13 protein-coding genes are annotated in these 15,563 nt (G+C 64.4%); 8 read left to right on the top strand and 5 right to left on the bottom strand.

The annotated features are described in order from the left end of the window. Positions 1-73 precede the first annotated feature (73 nt). Together PQQ53_RS21710 and PQQ53_RS21715 are read right to left on the bottom strand one after the other, a co-directional pair. Positions 74-1,663: a mannose-1-phosphate guanylyltransferase/mannose-6-phosphate isomerase gene (locus PQQ53_RS21710; RefSeq protein ID WP_408326066.1), complete on the bottom strand. Its 1,590-nt coding sequence runs from the start codon at positions 1,661-1,663 to the stop codon at positions 74-76. A gap of 56 nt (positions 1,664-1,719) precedes the next feature. Further along, positions 1,720-2,253, bottom strand: a complete 534-nt coding sequence (locus PQQ53_RS21715) for a GNAT family N-acetyltransferase (RefSeq protein ID WP_408143035.1) — start codon at positions 2,251-2,253, stop codon at positions 1,720-1,722. Between the two features lie 284 nt (positions 2,254-2,537). Between PQQ53_RS21715 and PQQ53_RS21720 the strand changes: the two genes are divergently transcribed. The 8 genes from PQQ53_RS21720 (at position 2,538) to PQQ53_RS21755 (ending at position 12,646) form a co-directional block, all read left to right on the top strand. Next, positions 2,538-2,789 carry an acyl carrier protein gene (locus tag PQQ53_RS21720; protein WP_408143033.1) on the top strand — a complete coding sequence of 84 codons (252 nt, stop codon included), beginning with the start codon at positions 2,538-2,540 and terminating at the stop codon, positions 2,787-2,789. Continuing rightward, positions 2,786-4,057 carry an acyl-CoA dehydrogenase family protein gene (locus tag PQQ53_RS21725; RefSeq protein WP_408157761.1) on the top strand — a complete coding sequence of 424 codons (1,272 nt, stop codon included), beginning with the start codon at positions 2,786-2,788 and terminating at the stop codon, positions 4,055-4,057. Before PQQ53_RS21720 ends, PQQ53_RS21725 begins: the two co-directional genes overlap by 4 nt. Beyond that, a complete protein-coding gene (locus PQQ53_RS21730; protein ID WP_408157763.1) occupies positions 4,058-5,113 on the top strand; it encodes an amino acid--[acyl-carrier-protein] ligase in 1,056 nt (351 codons plus the stop codon). Next, positions 5,110-6,177 carry a DUF1839 family protein gene (locus tag PQQ53_RS21735; RefSeq protein ID WP_408326068.1) on the top strand — a complete coding sequence of 356 codons (1,068 nt, stop codon included), beginning with the start codon at positions 5,110-5,112 and terminating at the stop codon, positions 6,175-6,177. The genes PQQ53_RS21730 and PQQ53_RS21735 overlap by 4 nt, the downstream gene beginning before the upstream one ends. A 183-nt stretch (positions 6,178-6,360) precedes the next feature. After that, positions 6,361-8,904 carry a glycosyl hydrolase 2 galactose-binding domain-containing protein gene (locus PQQ53_RS21740; RefSeq protein ID WP_408143233.1) on the top strand — a complete coding sequence of 848 codons (2,544 nt, stop codon included), beginning with the start codon at positions 6,361-6,363 and terminating at the stop codon, positions 8,902-8,904. Between the two features lie 629 nt (positions 8,905-9,533). Then, positions 9,534-10,268, top strand: coding sequence for a Crp/Fnr family transcriptional regulator (locus PQQ53_RS21745; RefSeq protein ID WP_006048767.1), 735 nt, complete (start codon positions 9,534-9,536; stop codon positions 10,266-10,268). Between the two features lie 36 nt (positions 10,269-10,304). Then, complete coding sequence (locus tag PQQ53_RS21750; RefSeq protein ID WP_408143027.1) at positions 10,305-11,690, top strand: undecaprenyl-phosphate glucose phosphotransferase; 1,386 nt, start codon at positions 10,305-10,307, stop codon at positions 11,688-11,690. A 2-nt stretch (positions 11,691-11,692) separates the two neighbouring features. Continuing rightward, positions 11,693-12,646, top strand: a complete 954-nt coding sequence (locus PQQ53_RS21755) for a glycosyltransferase family 2 protein (protein ID WP_408154312.1) — start codon at positions 11,693-11,695, stop codon at positions 12,644-12,646. Between the two features lie 356 nt (positions 12,647-13,002). Here PQQ53_RS21755 and PQQ53_RS21760 read toward each other — a convergent pair whose 3' ends face one another. The 3 genes from PQQ53_RS21760 to PQQ53_RS21770 all read right to left on the bottom strand — a co-directional run bounded on the left by PQQ53_RS21760 (position 13,003) and on the right by PQQ53_RS21770 (position 15,179). Then, the gene (locus PQQ53_RS21760) at positions 13,003-13,425 is read right to left on the bottom strand and encodes a helix-turn-helix domain-containing protein (protein WP_408143024.1); all 423 of its coding nucleotides are present in this window, start codon (positions 13,423-13,425) and stop codon (positions 13,003-13,005) included. 43 nt (positions 13,426-13,468) lie between these two features. Beyond that, positions 13,469-13,579 carry a type II toxin-antitoxin system HigB family toxin gene (locus tag PQQ53_RS21765; RefSeq protein WP_408326071.1) on the bottom strand — a complete coding sequence of 37 codons (111 nt, stop codon included), beginning with the start codon at positions 13,577-13,579 and terminating at the stop codon, positions 13,469-13,471. Positions 13,580-13,961: 382 nt separating this feature from the next. Continuing rightward, positions 13,962-15,179 (bottom strand): glycosyltransferase family 4 protein, encoded by a 1,218-nt coding sequence (locus PQQ53_RS21770; RefSeq protein ID WP_408154316.1) that lies wholly within the window; start codon positions 15,177-15,179, stop codon positions 13,962-13,964. Positions 15,180-15,563: the final 384 nt, after the last annotated feature.

Consider the following 15,563-nt stretch of genomic DNA (forward strand, 5'->3'; position numbering starts at 1 on the left):
GTGACAAGTGGCAGCGGCACACGCTCGGCGAATTCGACGACGCCGCCGCGCCTGCCCACGCCCGCCGTGCACGTCAAAGCGAAGCGCCCTTACCCGACTCCGTGCCGGCCTGATCGTCGCCGTATTGATCGTCGATGCGCACGATGTCGTCCTCGCCGAGATAGCCGCCCGATTGCACCTCGATCATTTCGAGCGATGTCTTGCCCGGATTCTCGAGCCGGTGCGTGACGCCGAGCGGAATGTACGTCGACTGGTTCTCAGTCAGCAGGAAGCGTTCCTCGCCGCGTGTGATGAACGCCGTGCCGCGCACGACGATCCAGTGTTCGGCGCGATGATGATGCATCTGCAACGACAGGCGCCCCCCCGGTTTGACGACGATGCGCTTCACCTGGAAGCGTTCGCCGCGGTCGAGCGAATCATAAAAGCCCCACGGCCGCCCGACCTTGCGATGCTCCTGCGCTTCAGCGCTGCGCTGCGCCTTCAGGCGGCCGACGATCGCCTTGACGTCCTGCACGCGATCCTTCGCGGCGACCAGCACCGCATCGGCGGTTTCGACCACCACCACGCCGCTCACACCGACACACGCGACGAGCCGCCCCTCCGAATGCGCGAAGCTGTCGGTCGAGCCGTCGAACATCACACGGCCGCGCGCGACATTGCCCGCGCCATCCTTGGCCGACGCGTCCCACACCGAGTCCCACGCACCCACGTCCGACCATCCCGCCACTAGCGGCACCGCGACGCCGACAAGCCGCGCATCGGTGGCGACGCGCTCCATCACCGCGTAGTCGATCGAATCGCACGGACACGCGGCGAACGCGTCGCGCCCGAGATGCAACGCGCCGTCGCCGTCGGCGGTGGCCTGCTGGAATGCGTGCGCGCACGCCGCCGCGATCACGGGGGCACACAGCTCGATGGCCGCCAGCCACACCGATGCGCGCACCACGAACATGCCGCTGTTCCACCAGTACTCGCCGGACGCCACATAACGTTCGGCGAGTTCTTCGGCATCGGGCTTCTCGACGAAGCGTTCGATCGCGCGCGCGCCGTGCGTGCCGAGCGCCATACCCGTGCGGATATAGCCGTACCCGGTTGCCGCGTAACGCGGCGGCACGCCGAGCGTGACGATCGCGCCGCGCGCCGCGTGCGTGAGCGCTTCGGCGAGCGCCACGCCGAACGCCGCGTGATCGGCGATCAGATGGTCCGCAGGCAGCGCGACGATGATCGGATCGTCGCCAGCGGCGGCTGCCGCACGCGCGGCAAGCGCCGCGACGGTCAGTGCGGGCGCGGTATCGCGTGGCACGGGCTCGAGCACCATGCGCACCGGCCGGCCACAGTGTTCGAGGCGCTCGCGCGTTTGCACGTGCAGCTCCTCGCAGCAGACCACCAGCGGTGTGGTCATCGCGAGCGCTTCGAAAAGCGGCGTGCTGGTGTGCGCGGCCACCACGAAGGCCTCGTCGAGGCGGCGCAGCGTAGCTTCGAGCAGCGATTCGTCGCCGATCAGATCGATCAGCTGCTTAGGATTGCGTTCGCGCGACAACGGCCAAAGCCGTGTGCCTGACCCACCGGCGAGAATCGCCGCTTGCACGGGAAAACGCGTTTGTGTTTCGGAGACGCCCACACCTGGAGCGGATGAATTGCCTGGTTCTACGATACGATTCATGAACGATTCCCGTCGATGTCAGGTCAGGTCCGATTCGTGATCAAGCAATGCCCCCGTTACAGCAGCTCGAATGTGTCGACGAGCGATTCACCGTCACGTGCACGGCGCCGCGCACCAAAGCGCGGCTGACTGCTGCGAACCTGGCGCGTGAGGCCGATGAACGGCACGCCATGTTCGAGATACGGCCCCTCCGTCTTGCGAAAACCGAATTGCTCATAGAAGCCGCGCAGGTTGAGCGGCGCGCTCACGCGCGCGGCGTGTCCGGGCCAACGCTCGGCGATCGCTTCCAGCACACGGTCGAGCAGCAGCTCCGCGGTGCCGTCGCCGCGCCGCAGCGGACTCGTCAGCACCTTGTCGATGGTGATTTCCGGATCTTCCGCGTCGCCGGGTTGCACACGTGCGTAAGCAAGAATCGGCATCGGCCTTCCCATATCCTCCACCGCGAACACGTGCAGCGCACTTTCATCCCGACCGTCCGCATCGAGGCAGACATGCGATTGCTCGACCACGAACACCGCGCTGCGCGCCCGCAGGATCAGATACAACTCGCGGGCCGAAAGCTGATCGAATTCCAGCGTCTTCCAGTTCATCACGTTCCCCACCGGTCAGAAAGTTCAACGAGGGTGACGGTGCTCACCACCCTCGACGGCCTGGCTCGACATGCCGGCTCGTTGTCATGGTCACACGGTACGTCCGCGAAACTCGTGCTTCCGTGCGCCATCGCACTGACGCTCCGCTTTCTCAATCCTTAAATACGTTTCGGAGCCTGGCGACGATGTCGACCGGGCAGATAAACGCGGAAAGCGCACACGTCTCACGCGCTTTTCGTCGACACCTTTTCAGGGCCGTTGGACCACCAAGGGGGCACCGCATCATGAAGACTACATTGCGACGCATCATTTCCGAATCCGCCCGTCTCGACGTGCCGGTCGACAGTCTCGCGGACGACGCCGATCTCTATGCCGCAGGCTTGTCGTCGCTGGCGACCGTGCATCTGATGCTGGCCATCGAAGATGAATTCGACATCGAAATCCCGGACCGCCTGCTGACACGCCGGCTCTTCTCCAGCATCGATTCGATGGCCGCCGCGATCACCGAGTTGCAGCAGGGCAAGGCCGCAGCATGAGCGCCCCACAGCCGGATGCGGCCAGTGCCGCAACGCCAGCGCACGACAGCGCTGAAGCGGCCGTCACGTTGACGACGGTCGAAGCCGAGCCCGGCTGGCGCGCGGCCGCGCACCGCTGCGCCGCAGTGGCTGCGCAATTCGCCGACGCCGTCGACCGCGACGCCCGCTTTCCCAGCGAAGCATTCGACGCGCTCAAACGCGAACGCCTGCTGTCCGCGATGGTGCCGACCGCGTGCGGCGGCGCGGGATTGTCGCTCGCGGACATCGGCGCGATCTGCGAGACGCTCGCGCAAGGCTGCGCGTCGACCGCGATGGTCTATGCAATGCATCAGATCCAGGTCGCGTGCATCGAGGCGCATGGCGGCGAGTCGGCGTGGCATCGGCGCCTGCTCGCGCAACTGGTCGAGCATCAATGGCTGCTGGCGTCGGCGACGTCCGAGGAAACCATCGGCGGCAACATGCGCACGAGCGCCTGCTCGGTCGAGCTCGACGGCCCGCGGTTCCGGATCGAAAAGCTCGCACCGACGATCTCCTACGGCGCGCACGCCGACGGCATTCTCGTTACCGCGCGCCGCACCGCGGAATCGGCCGCGGCCGACCAGGTGCTGATCGTCGCGTTGCGCGATGACACGCAACTCGAAAAGCGTGGCGGCTGGGACGCGCTGGGCATGCGCGGCACCTGCAGCGAGGGCTTCCGGCTGGTCGCGACGGGCGTTGCCGAACAGATCCTCGCGACGCCCTTCGCCGAGATCGCCGACCAGACCATGCTGCCGGTCTCGCACACGCTGTGGGCCTCCGTCTGGACCGGCATCTCGATCGACGCGGTGAATCGCGCGAAGGCATTTTTCCGCGCCCAGGCACGCGCGACCCCGGGCTCGGTTCCGCCGGCGGGCGTGCGCCTGGCTGAAGCGGTCGGCCTGCTGCAGATGATGCAGGCGCGCCTGTCGGTCGCGCTGGAAGCGGCACGCGCCGCGCATCAGGCGCGGCACGACGGCCCGCAGGCCGATGCGCCACTCGCGGCGCTGCTCGGCTTCGCGTCCGACATGAACACGCTGAAGACCAGCATCTCGACCACCGCGCTGCAAGTCGTCCAGCAAGTGCTGATGATCTGCGGCATGGCGGGCTACAAGAACGGCACGCCGTACAGCGTGGGACGCCACTTGCGCGACCTGCACTCCGCGCCGCTGATGATCAACAACGACCGCATTGCGCAAAACACCGCGAGTCTGTTGCTCGCGCAGCGTCCTGCCGCACCGGGGAAAGCCTGAATGAACACGATGACCGATACCGCCGCGGCCGCGGCTGCGGACGCGAGCACCGCACCGGACTTTCGCGACGAACTGCTGGCCGCGGGCCTGCTGATCGATACCGGCGAAAACGGCCTGTACGGCCGCAGCCAGATTTTCGAAGACGTGCTGGATCGCCTGAACGTGGCGATCACGCACCTGGGCGCGGACCAGCAGCCGGAAGTGCTGCGCTTTCCACCGGCAATGCGCCGCACCGACTTCGAAGACAGCGAATATCTGAAGAGCTTCCCGAATCTCGCGGGCACGATCCATTCGTTCTGCGGCGACGACCTCGGTCACCGCCGCCTGCTGCGCGCGCTCGACGACGCGCTGACCGATAGCGACAGCGACAGCGAGCGCAGCGACGCCTGGATGGCGCAGCAAAAGCCCACGCGCGTGGTGCTGACGCCCGCCGCCTGCTATCCGATCTATCCGGTGATGGCGCGGCGCGGAGCACTGCCTGCCGAAGGCCGCACGGTCGACGTGCTGTCGTACTGCTTCCGCCATGAACCGTCGCTCGATCCGGGCCGCATGCAGATGTTCCGGCAGCGCGAATACGTGCGCCTCGGCAGCGCCGACCAGGTGATGGCGTTCCGGCAGATGTGGATCGATCGCGGTTCGCTGCTGGTGACGATGCTGCAACTGCCGGTCGAAGTGGATCTCGCCAACGACCCGTTCTTCGGCCGCGGCGGCAAGATCGTCGCCGACAGTCAGCGCGCCCAGGCACTGAAGTTCGAACTGCTGATTCCCATCGCCGATCCGCGCGGCAAGACTGCCTGCCTGTCGTTCAACTATCACATGGAGCATTTCGGCGCGATCTGGAAGATCGCCTGCGCAGACGGCGCGGTGGCGCATACGGGCTGCGTCGGCTTCGGCATGGAACGCATCACACTCGCACTGTTCCGTCATCATGGCCTCGACGTGAACGGCTGGCCTGACGAGGTGCGCGCGCTGCTGTGGGGCGACACCGAAGGGCGCGTTGCGCAAGGCATGCGGACCTTGCAGGCGAGCGCGGCACACACCGGAGGCGGCGCATGAACCCATCTCTGACATCCACGCCAATGAGCACGTCCAGCGCTTTGCCGATGCCCCGGCGCGTCGACCTGTCCGCGCGTGACAGCGCCGCCGCGCCGGGATCCGGCATGCGCCTGCGCGAACACGTACCCCACGCGCTGCATCAGGGCGAGCGCGTGTGGCAGGAGACCAACTGCTACGTCGATCTGTGGATCGAGTTGCTGCATGGCTTCGGGCTCGACCCGCGCGCGGCGTTCGCGTTTACCGTCACACAGGACTTCGAAGGCGACCAGTTCACGTTCTTCAAATTCCCGCTCGACGATATCGAGCGGCTGTACGGCACCCAGGTGCAGGAACTGGCCATCTACGATTCGCTCGAAGCCCGCGTGCTCGCGCAGACCACGCGAGGCCATACGGTGCTGGTCGAAGTGGACGGCTATTACCTGCCGAACACGCGCGCCACGTCGTATCGCCGCGAGCATCCGAAGACCACGGTGGGCATCGACTTCATCGATCCCGCGGCGCGCCGCCTCGGCTATTTCCACAACACCGGCTATCACCTGCTCGACGGCGAGGACTACGACGGCGTGTTCCGCAAGCTCCCGCAATTCGCGCAGCAACCCGATCTGCTGTTTCCGTATGTGGAATTCGCCAAGCAGGCGCGGCCCGCGCTCGAAGGCGCCGCGCTCGCGGAGACGTCGGCGGAATTGCTGTGCGCGCATCTGCAGCGAAGGCCGCTCGCCAATCCGATTTCGTCGTGGCGTGCCGCGTTTCCCGCGCATCTCGACATGCTGCTCGAACGCGGCGAGGCGTTCTTCCATCCGTACTCGTTCAACCTGATGCGGCAACTGGGTGCGAACTTCGAGTTTCTGTCGAAGTATCTGCTCTGGCTGTCCGGGCAAGGCTTCGAGATGCCCGCGTCGATCCCGGCCGCGGCGCAGCGCATCGCGTCGGAGTCGATGGTGATGCAGTTCCGGCTCGTGCGAGCCATCGCGCGCGGACGGCGCGATGCGTGCGAAGACTGCTTCGACATGCTCGAAAGCGCCTATGAAGCGACGTTGCCGCCGCTTGCCGCGCTGGTGCGATGACACGCGCGTCTCGCGCCGAATAGCGTTTTTTGGGGGTTCGCTTTGGATGTACTGACGCACGATCCGGCGGCCGATGACGCACGCGGCGATGGTTCGATTGCGCATGTAGTCGCAACCACCACCGTCGCCGCCTCCGCCGATGAAGCCGCGCAGGTTAACCGAACCGAGCATGCGGGCACATGCATGGCCGCACCGGACCCGATGGCGACGCCATCACTCTGGCCGCAACGGCTCGACACCGGCTGGCAGTGCGTCAGCACGCCGGCGGGCGCGTGCGGGTCGCCTGCGCAGTTGCCGGCGCATGGCTGGCTCGCAGCGCCGGTGCCTGGCACCGTCGCAAGCGCACGCCGGGCCGCGGGTCTGCTCGACCTCGCGCACCCGCCGCCGCTCGCGTTCGACGACCACTGGTATCGCATCACGCTCAACGGCATGGGCAAACGCCGCTTGCGGCTGCACGGCCTCGCCACGCTCGCGGAAATCTGGCTCGACGGCGTGAAGCGTCTCGATTCCGACTCGATGTTCGTCGCACATGATCTGGACATCGAACTGAATGGCAGCACGACACTGGCGCTGTGCTTTCGCGCCCTGACACCCGCGCTGGCCGCAAAACGCCCGCGCGCGCGCTGGCGGCCGCGACTCGTCTCGCCGCCGACGCTGCGTAACGTGCGCACCACACTGCTCGGCCATATGCCGGGCTGGTGCCCGTCGATTCACGCGGTCGGTCCCTGGCGTCCGGTCGACCTGCTGGGCGATGCGCCGCACGCATTCGACTCGATCGACCTGACGAGCCGCGTCGATGGCGAAGACGGGCTCGTTTCGCTCACGCTACGTTTCGCGTATCCACACGAAGCCGCGACTTGCGACGCGACGCTCAAATGCGGCACTGCCATTTCGTCTTTGCAATGGCGCGACGCTTATACGTTGACCGGCGTCGTGCGCGTGCCGCACGCCGAGCGCTGGTGGCCGCACACGCACGGCGAGCCGACTTTATATCCTCTGACGTTGCAACTCGATGACGGTCGGCCAAATTCTTACTCTCTAGGCTCGATCGGCTTTCGCAGCCTCGACGTGGAACGCGGCGCCGACGGCACGGGCTTCGCACTCCGCGTGAATGGCGTGCCCGTGTTCTGCCGCGGCGCGTGCTGGACCAGCGCGGACCTCGTGACGCTCGCCGGCACTGAAGCGCAACTGCGTCACACGTTCGAACTGGCCCGCGCCGCCGGCATGAATATGCTGCGCGTGGGCGGCACGATGGTGTACGAGTCCGACGCGTTCTACGCACTCGCCGACGAATACGGCCTGCTCGTCTGGCAAGACTTCGCGCTGGCCAATTTCGACTACCCGAACGATGCCGCCTTCCGCGCATCGATCGAACGGGAAGCCACGCAGTTTCTGACCCGCACACGACGCTTCGCGGCGCTCGCCGTATTGTGCGGCGGCAGCGAAGCCGACCAGCAGGCGGCCATGTTCGGCCTGCCGCTTTCGATGCGCGCGCAAGCCGTGTTCACGGAACTGTTACCCACGATCGTCGCATGCGAACGGCCGGACGTGCCGTATGTCCCCAACTCGCCTGCGGGCGGAACATGGCCGTTTTCGACCGACGAAGGCGTGACGCACTACTACGGGGTAGGCGCGTACCAGCGCCCGCTTCACGACGCACGTCGCGCGCAGGTGCGCTTCGCCGCCGAATGCCTCGCCTTCGCCAACGTACCCGACGACGCGACCTTGCACGACGCGCTCGGCACGATCCATTCGCACGATCCGCGCTGGAAGGCCGCCGTGCCGCGCGATCCTGGCGCGGGTTGGGATTTCGACGACGTGCGCGACCACTATCTGCGCACGCTGTACGGCGTCGAGCCGGCGCAGCTGCGCTATGAAGACCCCGAGCGTTATCTGGATCTGTCGCGCGCGGTGGTGGCGGAGGTGATGAGCGAGGTGTTCGCCGAATGGCGACGCGCGGACTCGACCTGCGCGGGTGGATTGGTCTGGCAATTGCAGGATCTGCGCGCGGGCGCCGGCTGGGGTGTGATCGACGCCACAGGGCGGCCCAAAAGCGCGCTACACGGCCTCGCGCACACCCTGCAACCCATCCAGATCACGCTGACCGACGAAGGGCTCAACGGCCTCGATATTCACCTGATCAACGAGCGCGCGCAAACGTTTAGCGGACGACTGGATCTGGTCTGCCTGCGCGACGGCAGCGTGAAGGTCGTGTCAGCGAGTTGCCCCGTCGAGTTGCCGCCGCGCAGCGCGCAACGTCTTGGCGCGGCCGCGTGCCTCGGCCAGTTCTTCGATTTTACGCACGCCTACCGATTCGGCCCGCGTGCACATGATGTCACGCTGGCGACACTGCGCGACGCGGCGAGCGAGGAAATCGTTTGCGAGGCGTTCCATCTGCCCGAGCGGCGCATAAGCGAGCGTCACGACCTCGGTCTGACAGCGTTCACGCAGCGCAGTGGCGACGGCTGGCAGCTCGTCATCGAAACGAAACGCTTTGCACGCTTTGTTCATATCATCGACCCACACTATCGTGCCGCGCGCGACTGGTTCCACCTCGCGCCGCATCGCCCCGTCATCGTGCCGCTGATTCCTCTGACATCACTCGCGTCGCAAGAACGAATCGTTGCGCACGCATCCAGCTCCGTGGTTAACGCTGATGCAACATGCGCGACACCCGCGGGTGAAGTGCGCGCGATCAATGCGATATCCGCCACGTTCTACCGCTAGATGTCGCGCTGATCTAGGTATGGCGTGCGAGGCGCATAAAACCTCACACTTCGCGAACCCATGTGTTTGTCTGGGCGAATCACTGTTGGTTTTTTTGCGACTTCCGGACCTGCGGATAAGCACTCCGTGCGGCAGCGCACGCAGCGTGTTGAACACATCTGAATCAATTCCGGCACATCGCGGACATCGCATCACAACGCGCGTGGTGGGGCGACTTCAACTCTGAGACACCTGCTCCGGGAACCCCGTCAACACGCTCCAGGCCAATACCATCAACGGCTTCGGTCGTTTGAAAGGAGCCCGCGAAACGCGGACCTCCAGGCGATGCGTTGTACAGATTTGAAACAAAAAGTCACATTTGGCTTCGCGCGCCGCTAAGGTTTGGTTCGCTGCGCCGCACCAGCGCTCGCTTTGCGTAGCGTTGGCACACTCCTCGCTAATAGCTAAGCGCAACGCAGCGTCACCGCAGCAGGGTCCACAAAAACGGCGGCGACGCACCAGGCCAATACGGGGCCGAGTCTGTCCATCCTTCACTGCTCGCCAGGCAGTGTGTGATTTCATCACGGATGCGGACATCGGATCAAAAACAGAAAGCCGCCCTCAACGCGACTTTCACGCGAGGACCGATCATGTTGACACTTCAATCCGATCTGCACGGTAACCACTTGCTTGGAGCATTGCCGTCGCACGAATGGCAAGCGCTAGCTCCCCATCTCGAACTGGTTCATCTGCGCACAGAGCAGTTGCTGTGCGACTCGGGTCAACGCATTCATCACGTCTACTTCCCGACCACCGCGATCATCTCGATGCTCTCGACGATGGAAGACGGCAGCTCGGTCGAAATCGCCGCGGTCGGCCGCGAAGGCATGACCGGCGTACCGGTGCTCACCGGCGGCGAAACCATGCCGAACCGTGTGCAGGTGCAATGCGCCGGCTTCGCCTACCGGATGAGCGCACAGGCGCTCAAACAGCAATTCGCCCGCTCGGACTTCCTGCGCCGCCTGATGCTGCTGTATATGCACGCTCTGCTCACGCAAGTCGCGCAAACTGCCGCCTGCAATCGCCACCACGCGCTGAACAAGCAACTGTGCCGCTGGCTGCTGATCGAAGTGGATCGCGTCGCGTCGAATGATCTGACGGTCACCCAGCAACTGATCGCCGACATGCTCGGCGTGCGCCGCGAAGGCATTACCGAAGCCGCCGGCAAGCTGCACGATGAAGGCCTGATTCATCACAGCCGCGGCCACATCAAGGTGCTCGATCGCAAGGGCCTCGAAGCGCGTGCATGCGAATGCTACGGCCTCGTCAAGCGCGAATTCGACCGTCTGCTGCCGCGCCTGCGCCAGGCCGAAACCGTCGAATAAGCAAGGTGCCGCCCGATCACCAGAATAAAGAAAAATATGTTCAGGAATACTACACGGGTTCTCGATGCGATTTTCGTGATTGCCGGAAGCGTGCTCGGGCATTGGCTGCGCTTCTCGACGCCGATCGAGTTGTCGGACACCGAGCGTCTTCTGATCGCCTTCAACTGTCTGCTCGTGTTGCTGTTGTTTCCGGGCTTCGGCGTGTATGAAACGTGGCGCGGCAAGGCTTTGGCGCCAGTGCTGGCGAGAATCTCGGCGGCGTGGCTGGTGGTGGTCGCCACCGGCCTCGTGCTGGTGTTCACGCTGCATCGCATGGATGCGGTGTCGCGGCTGTGGTTCGGTTACTCGACGCTGATCTCCGGCGCGATGATCATCGCCACCCGCTGCATCACGCACCTGGTGTTGCGCAGCGTGCGGCGACGCGGGATGAATTTCCGCACCGTCGCGATCGTCGGCGCGCCCGGCTTCTCGCGTACGCTGCTCGCGCATCTCGAACATGCGCCGCAAGCCGGCTTCAAACCGGTGTGCGTCTTCGATACCAGCATCGAAGGCGCCGCCAACTATGGCACGCGCCTGAAGCGCTTGCCGGTGCTGACCGATCTCGATGCGTTCGTCAGCAAGGTGCGCAACGAACGCGTCAGCGAAGTGTGGCTCGCGCTGCCGCTTTCCGAAGAACATACGATCTATCGCTTCACGCATATCTTCAGACACGACTTCGTGAATCTGCGCTTCATTCCCGATGTACGCAGCCTCTCGCTGTTCAACCACGCGCTCGTCGACGTCGTCGGACTACCCACGCTCAATCTGAGCGCGACGCCCTTCTCGCCGCCGCAGATGTGGCCCAAGCTGATGTTCGACCGTCTGTTCGCGGCGCTCGCGCTGCTCGTGCTCGCGCCGGTGTTCATCGTGCTCGCGATCGGCATCAAGCTCGGCTCGCCGGGGCCCGTGTTCTTTCGCCAGACGCGCAAGGGTGTCGACGGCGAGCCGTTCGGGATCTACAAGTTCCGCTCGATGACCGTTCACCACGAAACGCACGGCCAGGTCACCCAGGCTTCGCGCAACGATGCGCGCGTGACGAAACTCGGCGGCTTCATGCGCCGCACCAGTCTCGACGAGCTGCCGCAGTTCCTCAACGTGCTGCTCGGCCAGATGTCGGTGGTCGGCCCGCGCCCGCATGCGGTCGAACACGACGATCTCTATAAGGATCAGGTGTACGGCTACATGCACCGCTACCGGATCAAGCCGGGCATCACCGGCTGGGCTCAGGTGAACGGCTATCGCGGCGCCACCACCAAAGTGGAAAAGATGGAAGCGCGTGTCAAGTTCGACCTCTTCTACATTCAGAACTGGTCGTTCTGGTTCGACATGAAGATCGTGTTCATCACCATCTTCAAGGGCTTCGTCGGCCGCAACGCATTCTGACCATGCCAGTGCGGCAACCGTTCGTGAAAGTGTCGGTGATCGTGCCGACGCATCGGCGCACGGCCGACCTGGCCCGCTGCCTCGCCGCACTCGACGCGCAGGAGCGCCGCGCGGACGAAGTGATCGTGGTGGCGCGCCACGACGACTACGCCACACTCGACTGGCTGCGCACACGCGAAGCCAACCGGCCCGATCCGCGCCGCTTCGTCGTGCTGATGCGCAAGCCGGGAATGGTTGCCGCGTACAACCTCGGCATCGAAAGCGCGAGCGGCGATGTGCTCTGCTTCACCGAAGACGACGCCGCGCCGCACAGCGACTGGATCGCGCGCATCGCTCGCGCGTTCAACGACGATCCCACGCTCGGCGGCCTGGGCGGCCGTGACATCGTGCATGAACGCCACGGCATCCTGCAGGGTCACACGCCGCGTGTGGGCCTCGTGCGCTGGTATGGCCGGATCATCGGCAACCACCATATCGGCCATGGCGAAGCGCGCCGGGTCCAGGTACTCAAAGGCGTCAACATGGCGTTTCGCCGTGAGGCGATCGGCGCGCTGCGGTTCGACTCGCGCTTACGCGGCCACGGCGCGCAAGCTCACTGCGAGATGGCGTTCAGTCTGGACGTGCAACGGCGCGGCTGGACTCTGATCTATGACCCGTCGCTGCTGGTCGAGCACTTCCCCGTGCAGCGCAGCGACGAAGGCCCGCGCTCCGCTTTCAACGACGCGGCCTTCTACAACGCGTCATTCAATCTCCGGCTCATCATGTGCGAATACCTGAGCCCGCACGGGCGATGGGCGTTCGTCGCTTACTCGACGCTGATTGGCGAGCGCGCTGACCCGGGCTTTCTGCGTGCATTGTCGCTGGCGTTCGAACACGGCGGCGTGGCGCTTGCGCTTCGTAAATGGCGAGTGGGCCTGCGCGCAATGCGCGGCGCGTGGCAGGAAGCGATACGCTGATTGAGCGAAGCATCCGCTTCGCGCGAGTGCCCCCACCTATCATTTTCAATCCGAGCCGGTACCAGCGGCATGTCCGCCGTGCCGCCACGAACCTGTTCCGCGACGTGGGCCGGCATAGGCGACACAAGCGGTGACACAAGCGGTGACACAAGCGGTGACACAAGCGGCTGCGCCGGCGTGAGCCACGGCGCACTCATCCACGCTCTCAAACGGTCGCCGCGTCATTGCCGTTGCGCCGATGCCAAAGGCACGATTGCAAGCCCGCCGACGACCGCGCGGATGGAACGGGTCGAAGAGCGAGCCGGCCGGCTAATCCTCCACAGCGCGCCCGGCACGAAGCCGGCATTGCGCGATCTTCACAGAAACGCGCTGACGTCGATATGAAAACGCAAGGCAAGTGCCTTCGCCACCTTCTTGCTGATGGCGCGCCGCCCCGCGAGAATATCGCTCACGACGGTGGGCGACGCGATTCCTATCAGATCCTTCTGCTTGAGTCCGTGGGTCTCCAGCAGATGCCGCAATACTTCGCGTGGCTCTGCCTTGGGAATCGTCACATTGTGCGTTTCCCAGCTTGCGACCAGCTCCTTGACGATCGCGAACAGATCGGCCAGCGGATCTTCCTCGTTGCCGTTCAGCTGATCGGCGAGCGAGTTGGCGAGCCGCACCATCTGCTGATAATCCTCTTCGGTACGAATAGGCGTGATCGGCAACTGGTTTTGCAGCGCGACCCAAGTTTGGGCAACGTCGGGAAAAGGTCCCGGAAGGCGATCGGCGTTCATGAGTTTAGATTCTTCCTCGTCCAAAGGTCGTACTCCGCACGCGTCATACATGACGAACGAATAACGACAGCCTGTTGTAGTGAATCGCCGCGACGATCCTGAACCGGTTGGCGCCTACATCGAAAAAGATGTATTGCGGCGGCACATGGTCCACACTGGCGAACGTCTGCTTCAGGTCGTTATAGCCACACGCAAGGTAAGCCTGCGCCAGCGACTACCACGTCAATAGCGCACTGCGCGCACCCCGGATGTCGCTTTATAAAGTCCAGCAACGCCTTCTTTGAAATGACCCACATCGTCTTCCCCCGCACGTACCCGCGCGTCGAAGATGCGCGTTCACCTGCAAGGCCAAACGGAGCGGATTGACAGCGATAGCCGGTCGGACGGCATAGTCCGGACGGCCATGTGCGGCCTACTGCGGTACGACGAAAGTCTATTTATTCGCATATTGCGAATTTCTCAATATGCGAATAAATAGATACCCCTAGCCAGCTGTGGATCGTGCCGAACCACCCGGCACAATCCGCCCAGGCGCATCACGGCCCCCAGTTACTTCTGGATGTAGGCTTCTCGGACCATCCAAGGTCTTCGGTCTCCAGATCGTGCTCGCCCACCTCCACCGTTCCCACGCGCTGACGCATGCCGGCGGCGGCAATCGTGCGGGTGACCTCGGCCATGAACGCGCGCCGGAACACCGCTGCCGAAAACCGTTCGGCATTCGCGCGGCAAGCGGCCGGTGTGATGCCTTCACGCAGCCGTTCGAAGCGATCGATCGCCTCGCGCATCGACACGACCGTTTGGGATCCGAAATATATGCCGGTGGGATGCGCGTCGCCGAGCGGCGTCAGCATGTCCAGCGCGTCGCCCTTGCCGAAGGCAATCACCGGCGTGCCGCAAGCCTGCGCTTCGAGCGGAACGATGCCGAAATCTTCCTCGGCTGCGAATACGAAGGCCCGCGCGCGTTGCAGATAATCCCTCAGAACCTCGAACGGCTGATGCCCGAGGATCGTCACGTTCGGCCCGGCTTTCGCGCGCAGCGCCGCTATCTGCGGCCCGTCGCCGATGACGACCAGCTTGCGCTGCGGCGTCGCATTGAAGGTCTCGACGATCAGATCGAGTCGCTTGTCCGACGCCATGCGCGACACGCTCAGATAGAAATCTTCCTTTTGCGCACGCACTTCGAATTCGTTCACGTCGACGGGCGGCGGAATCACCGCGGCCTCGCGCCGGTACGTTTTCATCATGCGCCGTGCCGCACAATGCGAGTTCGCAATCAGGCTGTCGACACCGCTCGTCGAACGCGTATCCCAACTGCGCAGATAATGCAGCCACGTGCGGGCTGCCCACGACTTCGGCCCGTGCGTCAGCTTCGCTTCACGCAGATACTGGTGCTGCAGATCCCACGCATAGCTCATCGGCGAATGCACGTAACTCACATGCGTCTGACCCGGGCCCACCGGCACACCCTTGGCGAGCATGCGCGAACTCGTAATAATCAGGTCGTAATCTGAGAGATCGAACTGCCCGATGGCGCGCAGCATCAACGGCAAATACGCGCGATAGCGGCGCCGTGCGAATGGCAGGTGCTGAATGAACGACGTCGTGACGGACTTGCCGCGCAGCGGCCGGCGGTCATCGAGAAAATCGACCAGACTGAAAAGGTCCGCGTCGGGAAAGCACTCGATGATCTGCTCGAGCACTTTCTCCGCACTGCCGGTTGCGACGAGCCAGTCGTGCACGATCGCCACTTTCATGACCTCTCCTAGCTGTCGGGAAAAAAGCACCTCTTGGGCCTAGCAACGAGTGTATGTGCCGCATTAATTACTGTGCGTGCGCGCGCCCACATTCGACGCGCGACAGTGCGCGAATAATCGGCTGGATGTTCGTATGCCAATGCGAAGCCGGGGATGTTGCATACGGCGGCGAAGGACGCGGCTGGCCTCGGGCCATGGGTTCGCGCGGACGGGAAGGATGATGGCGGTGCGCCTGCGTACGCCGACTGGGCAGAGCCGGTTCGAGGCGTTGGTCGCTGAAGAGATGGGTGTGACAGAGGCGCGGTGCTCGCCGCAATGATCAGGACATTGCGCACCGATCGGACACTCACATAGCGTCTCACGGAGCGACGCGCGAAACGATGC

This window comes from Paraburkholderia strydomiana, assembly GCF_046030495.1.
Classification (GTDB): Bacteria; Pseudomonadota; Gammaproteobacteria; order Burkholderiales; family Burkholderiaceae; genus Paraburkholderia; species Paraburkholderia strydomiana_A.

Coding starts and splice junctions, on each gene's coding strand:
- PQQ53_RS21710 (WP_408326066.1), bottom strand. CDS start 1,663: ATGAATCGTATCGTAGAACCAGGCAATTCATCCGCTCCAGGTGTGGGC.
- PQQ53_RS21715 (WP_408143035.1), bottom strand. CDS start 2,253: ATGAACTGGAAGACGCTGGAATTCGATCAGCTTTCGGCCCGCGAGTTG.
- PQQ53_RS21720 (WP_408143033.1), top strand. CDS start 2,538: ATGAAGACTACATTGCGACGCATCATTTCCGAATCCGCCCGTCTCGAC.
- PQQ53_RS21725 (WP_408157761.1), top strand. CDS start 2,786: ATGAGCGCCCCACAGCCGGATGCGGCCAGTGCCGCAACGCCAGCGCAC.
- PQQ53_RS21730 (WP_408157763.1), top strand. CDS start 4,058: ATGAACACGATGACCGATACCGCCGCGGCCGCGGCTGCGGACGCGAGC.
- PQQ53_RS21735 (WP_408326068.1), top strand. CDS start 5,110: ATGAACCCATCTCTGACATCCACGCCAATGAGCACGTCCAGCGCTTTG.
- PQQ53_RS21740 (WP_408143233.1), top strand. CDS start 6,361: ATGGCCGCACCGGACCCGATGGCGACGCCATCACTCTGGCCGCAACGG.
- PQQ53_RS21745 (WP_006048767.1), top strand. CDS start 9,534: ATGTTGACACTTCAATCCGATCTGCACGGTAACCACTTGCTTGGAGCA.
- PQQ53_RS21750 (WP_408143027.1), top strand. CDS start 10,305: ATGTTCAGGAATACTACACGGGTTCTCGATGCGATTTTCGTGATTGCC.
- PQQ53_RS21755 (WP_408154312.1), top strand. CDS start 11,693: ATGCCAGTGCGGCAACCGTTCGTGAAAGTGTCGGTGATCGTGCCGACG.
- PQQ53_RS21760 (WP_408143024.1), bottom strand. CDS start 13,425: ATGAACGCCGATCGCCTTCCGGGACCTTTTCCCGACGTTGCCCAAACT.
- PQQ53_RS21770 (WP_408154316.1), bottom strand. CDS start 15,179: ATGAAAGTGGCGATCGTGCACGACTGGCTCGTCGCAACCGGCAGTGCG.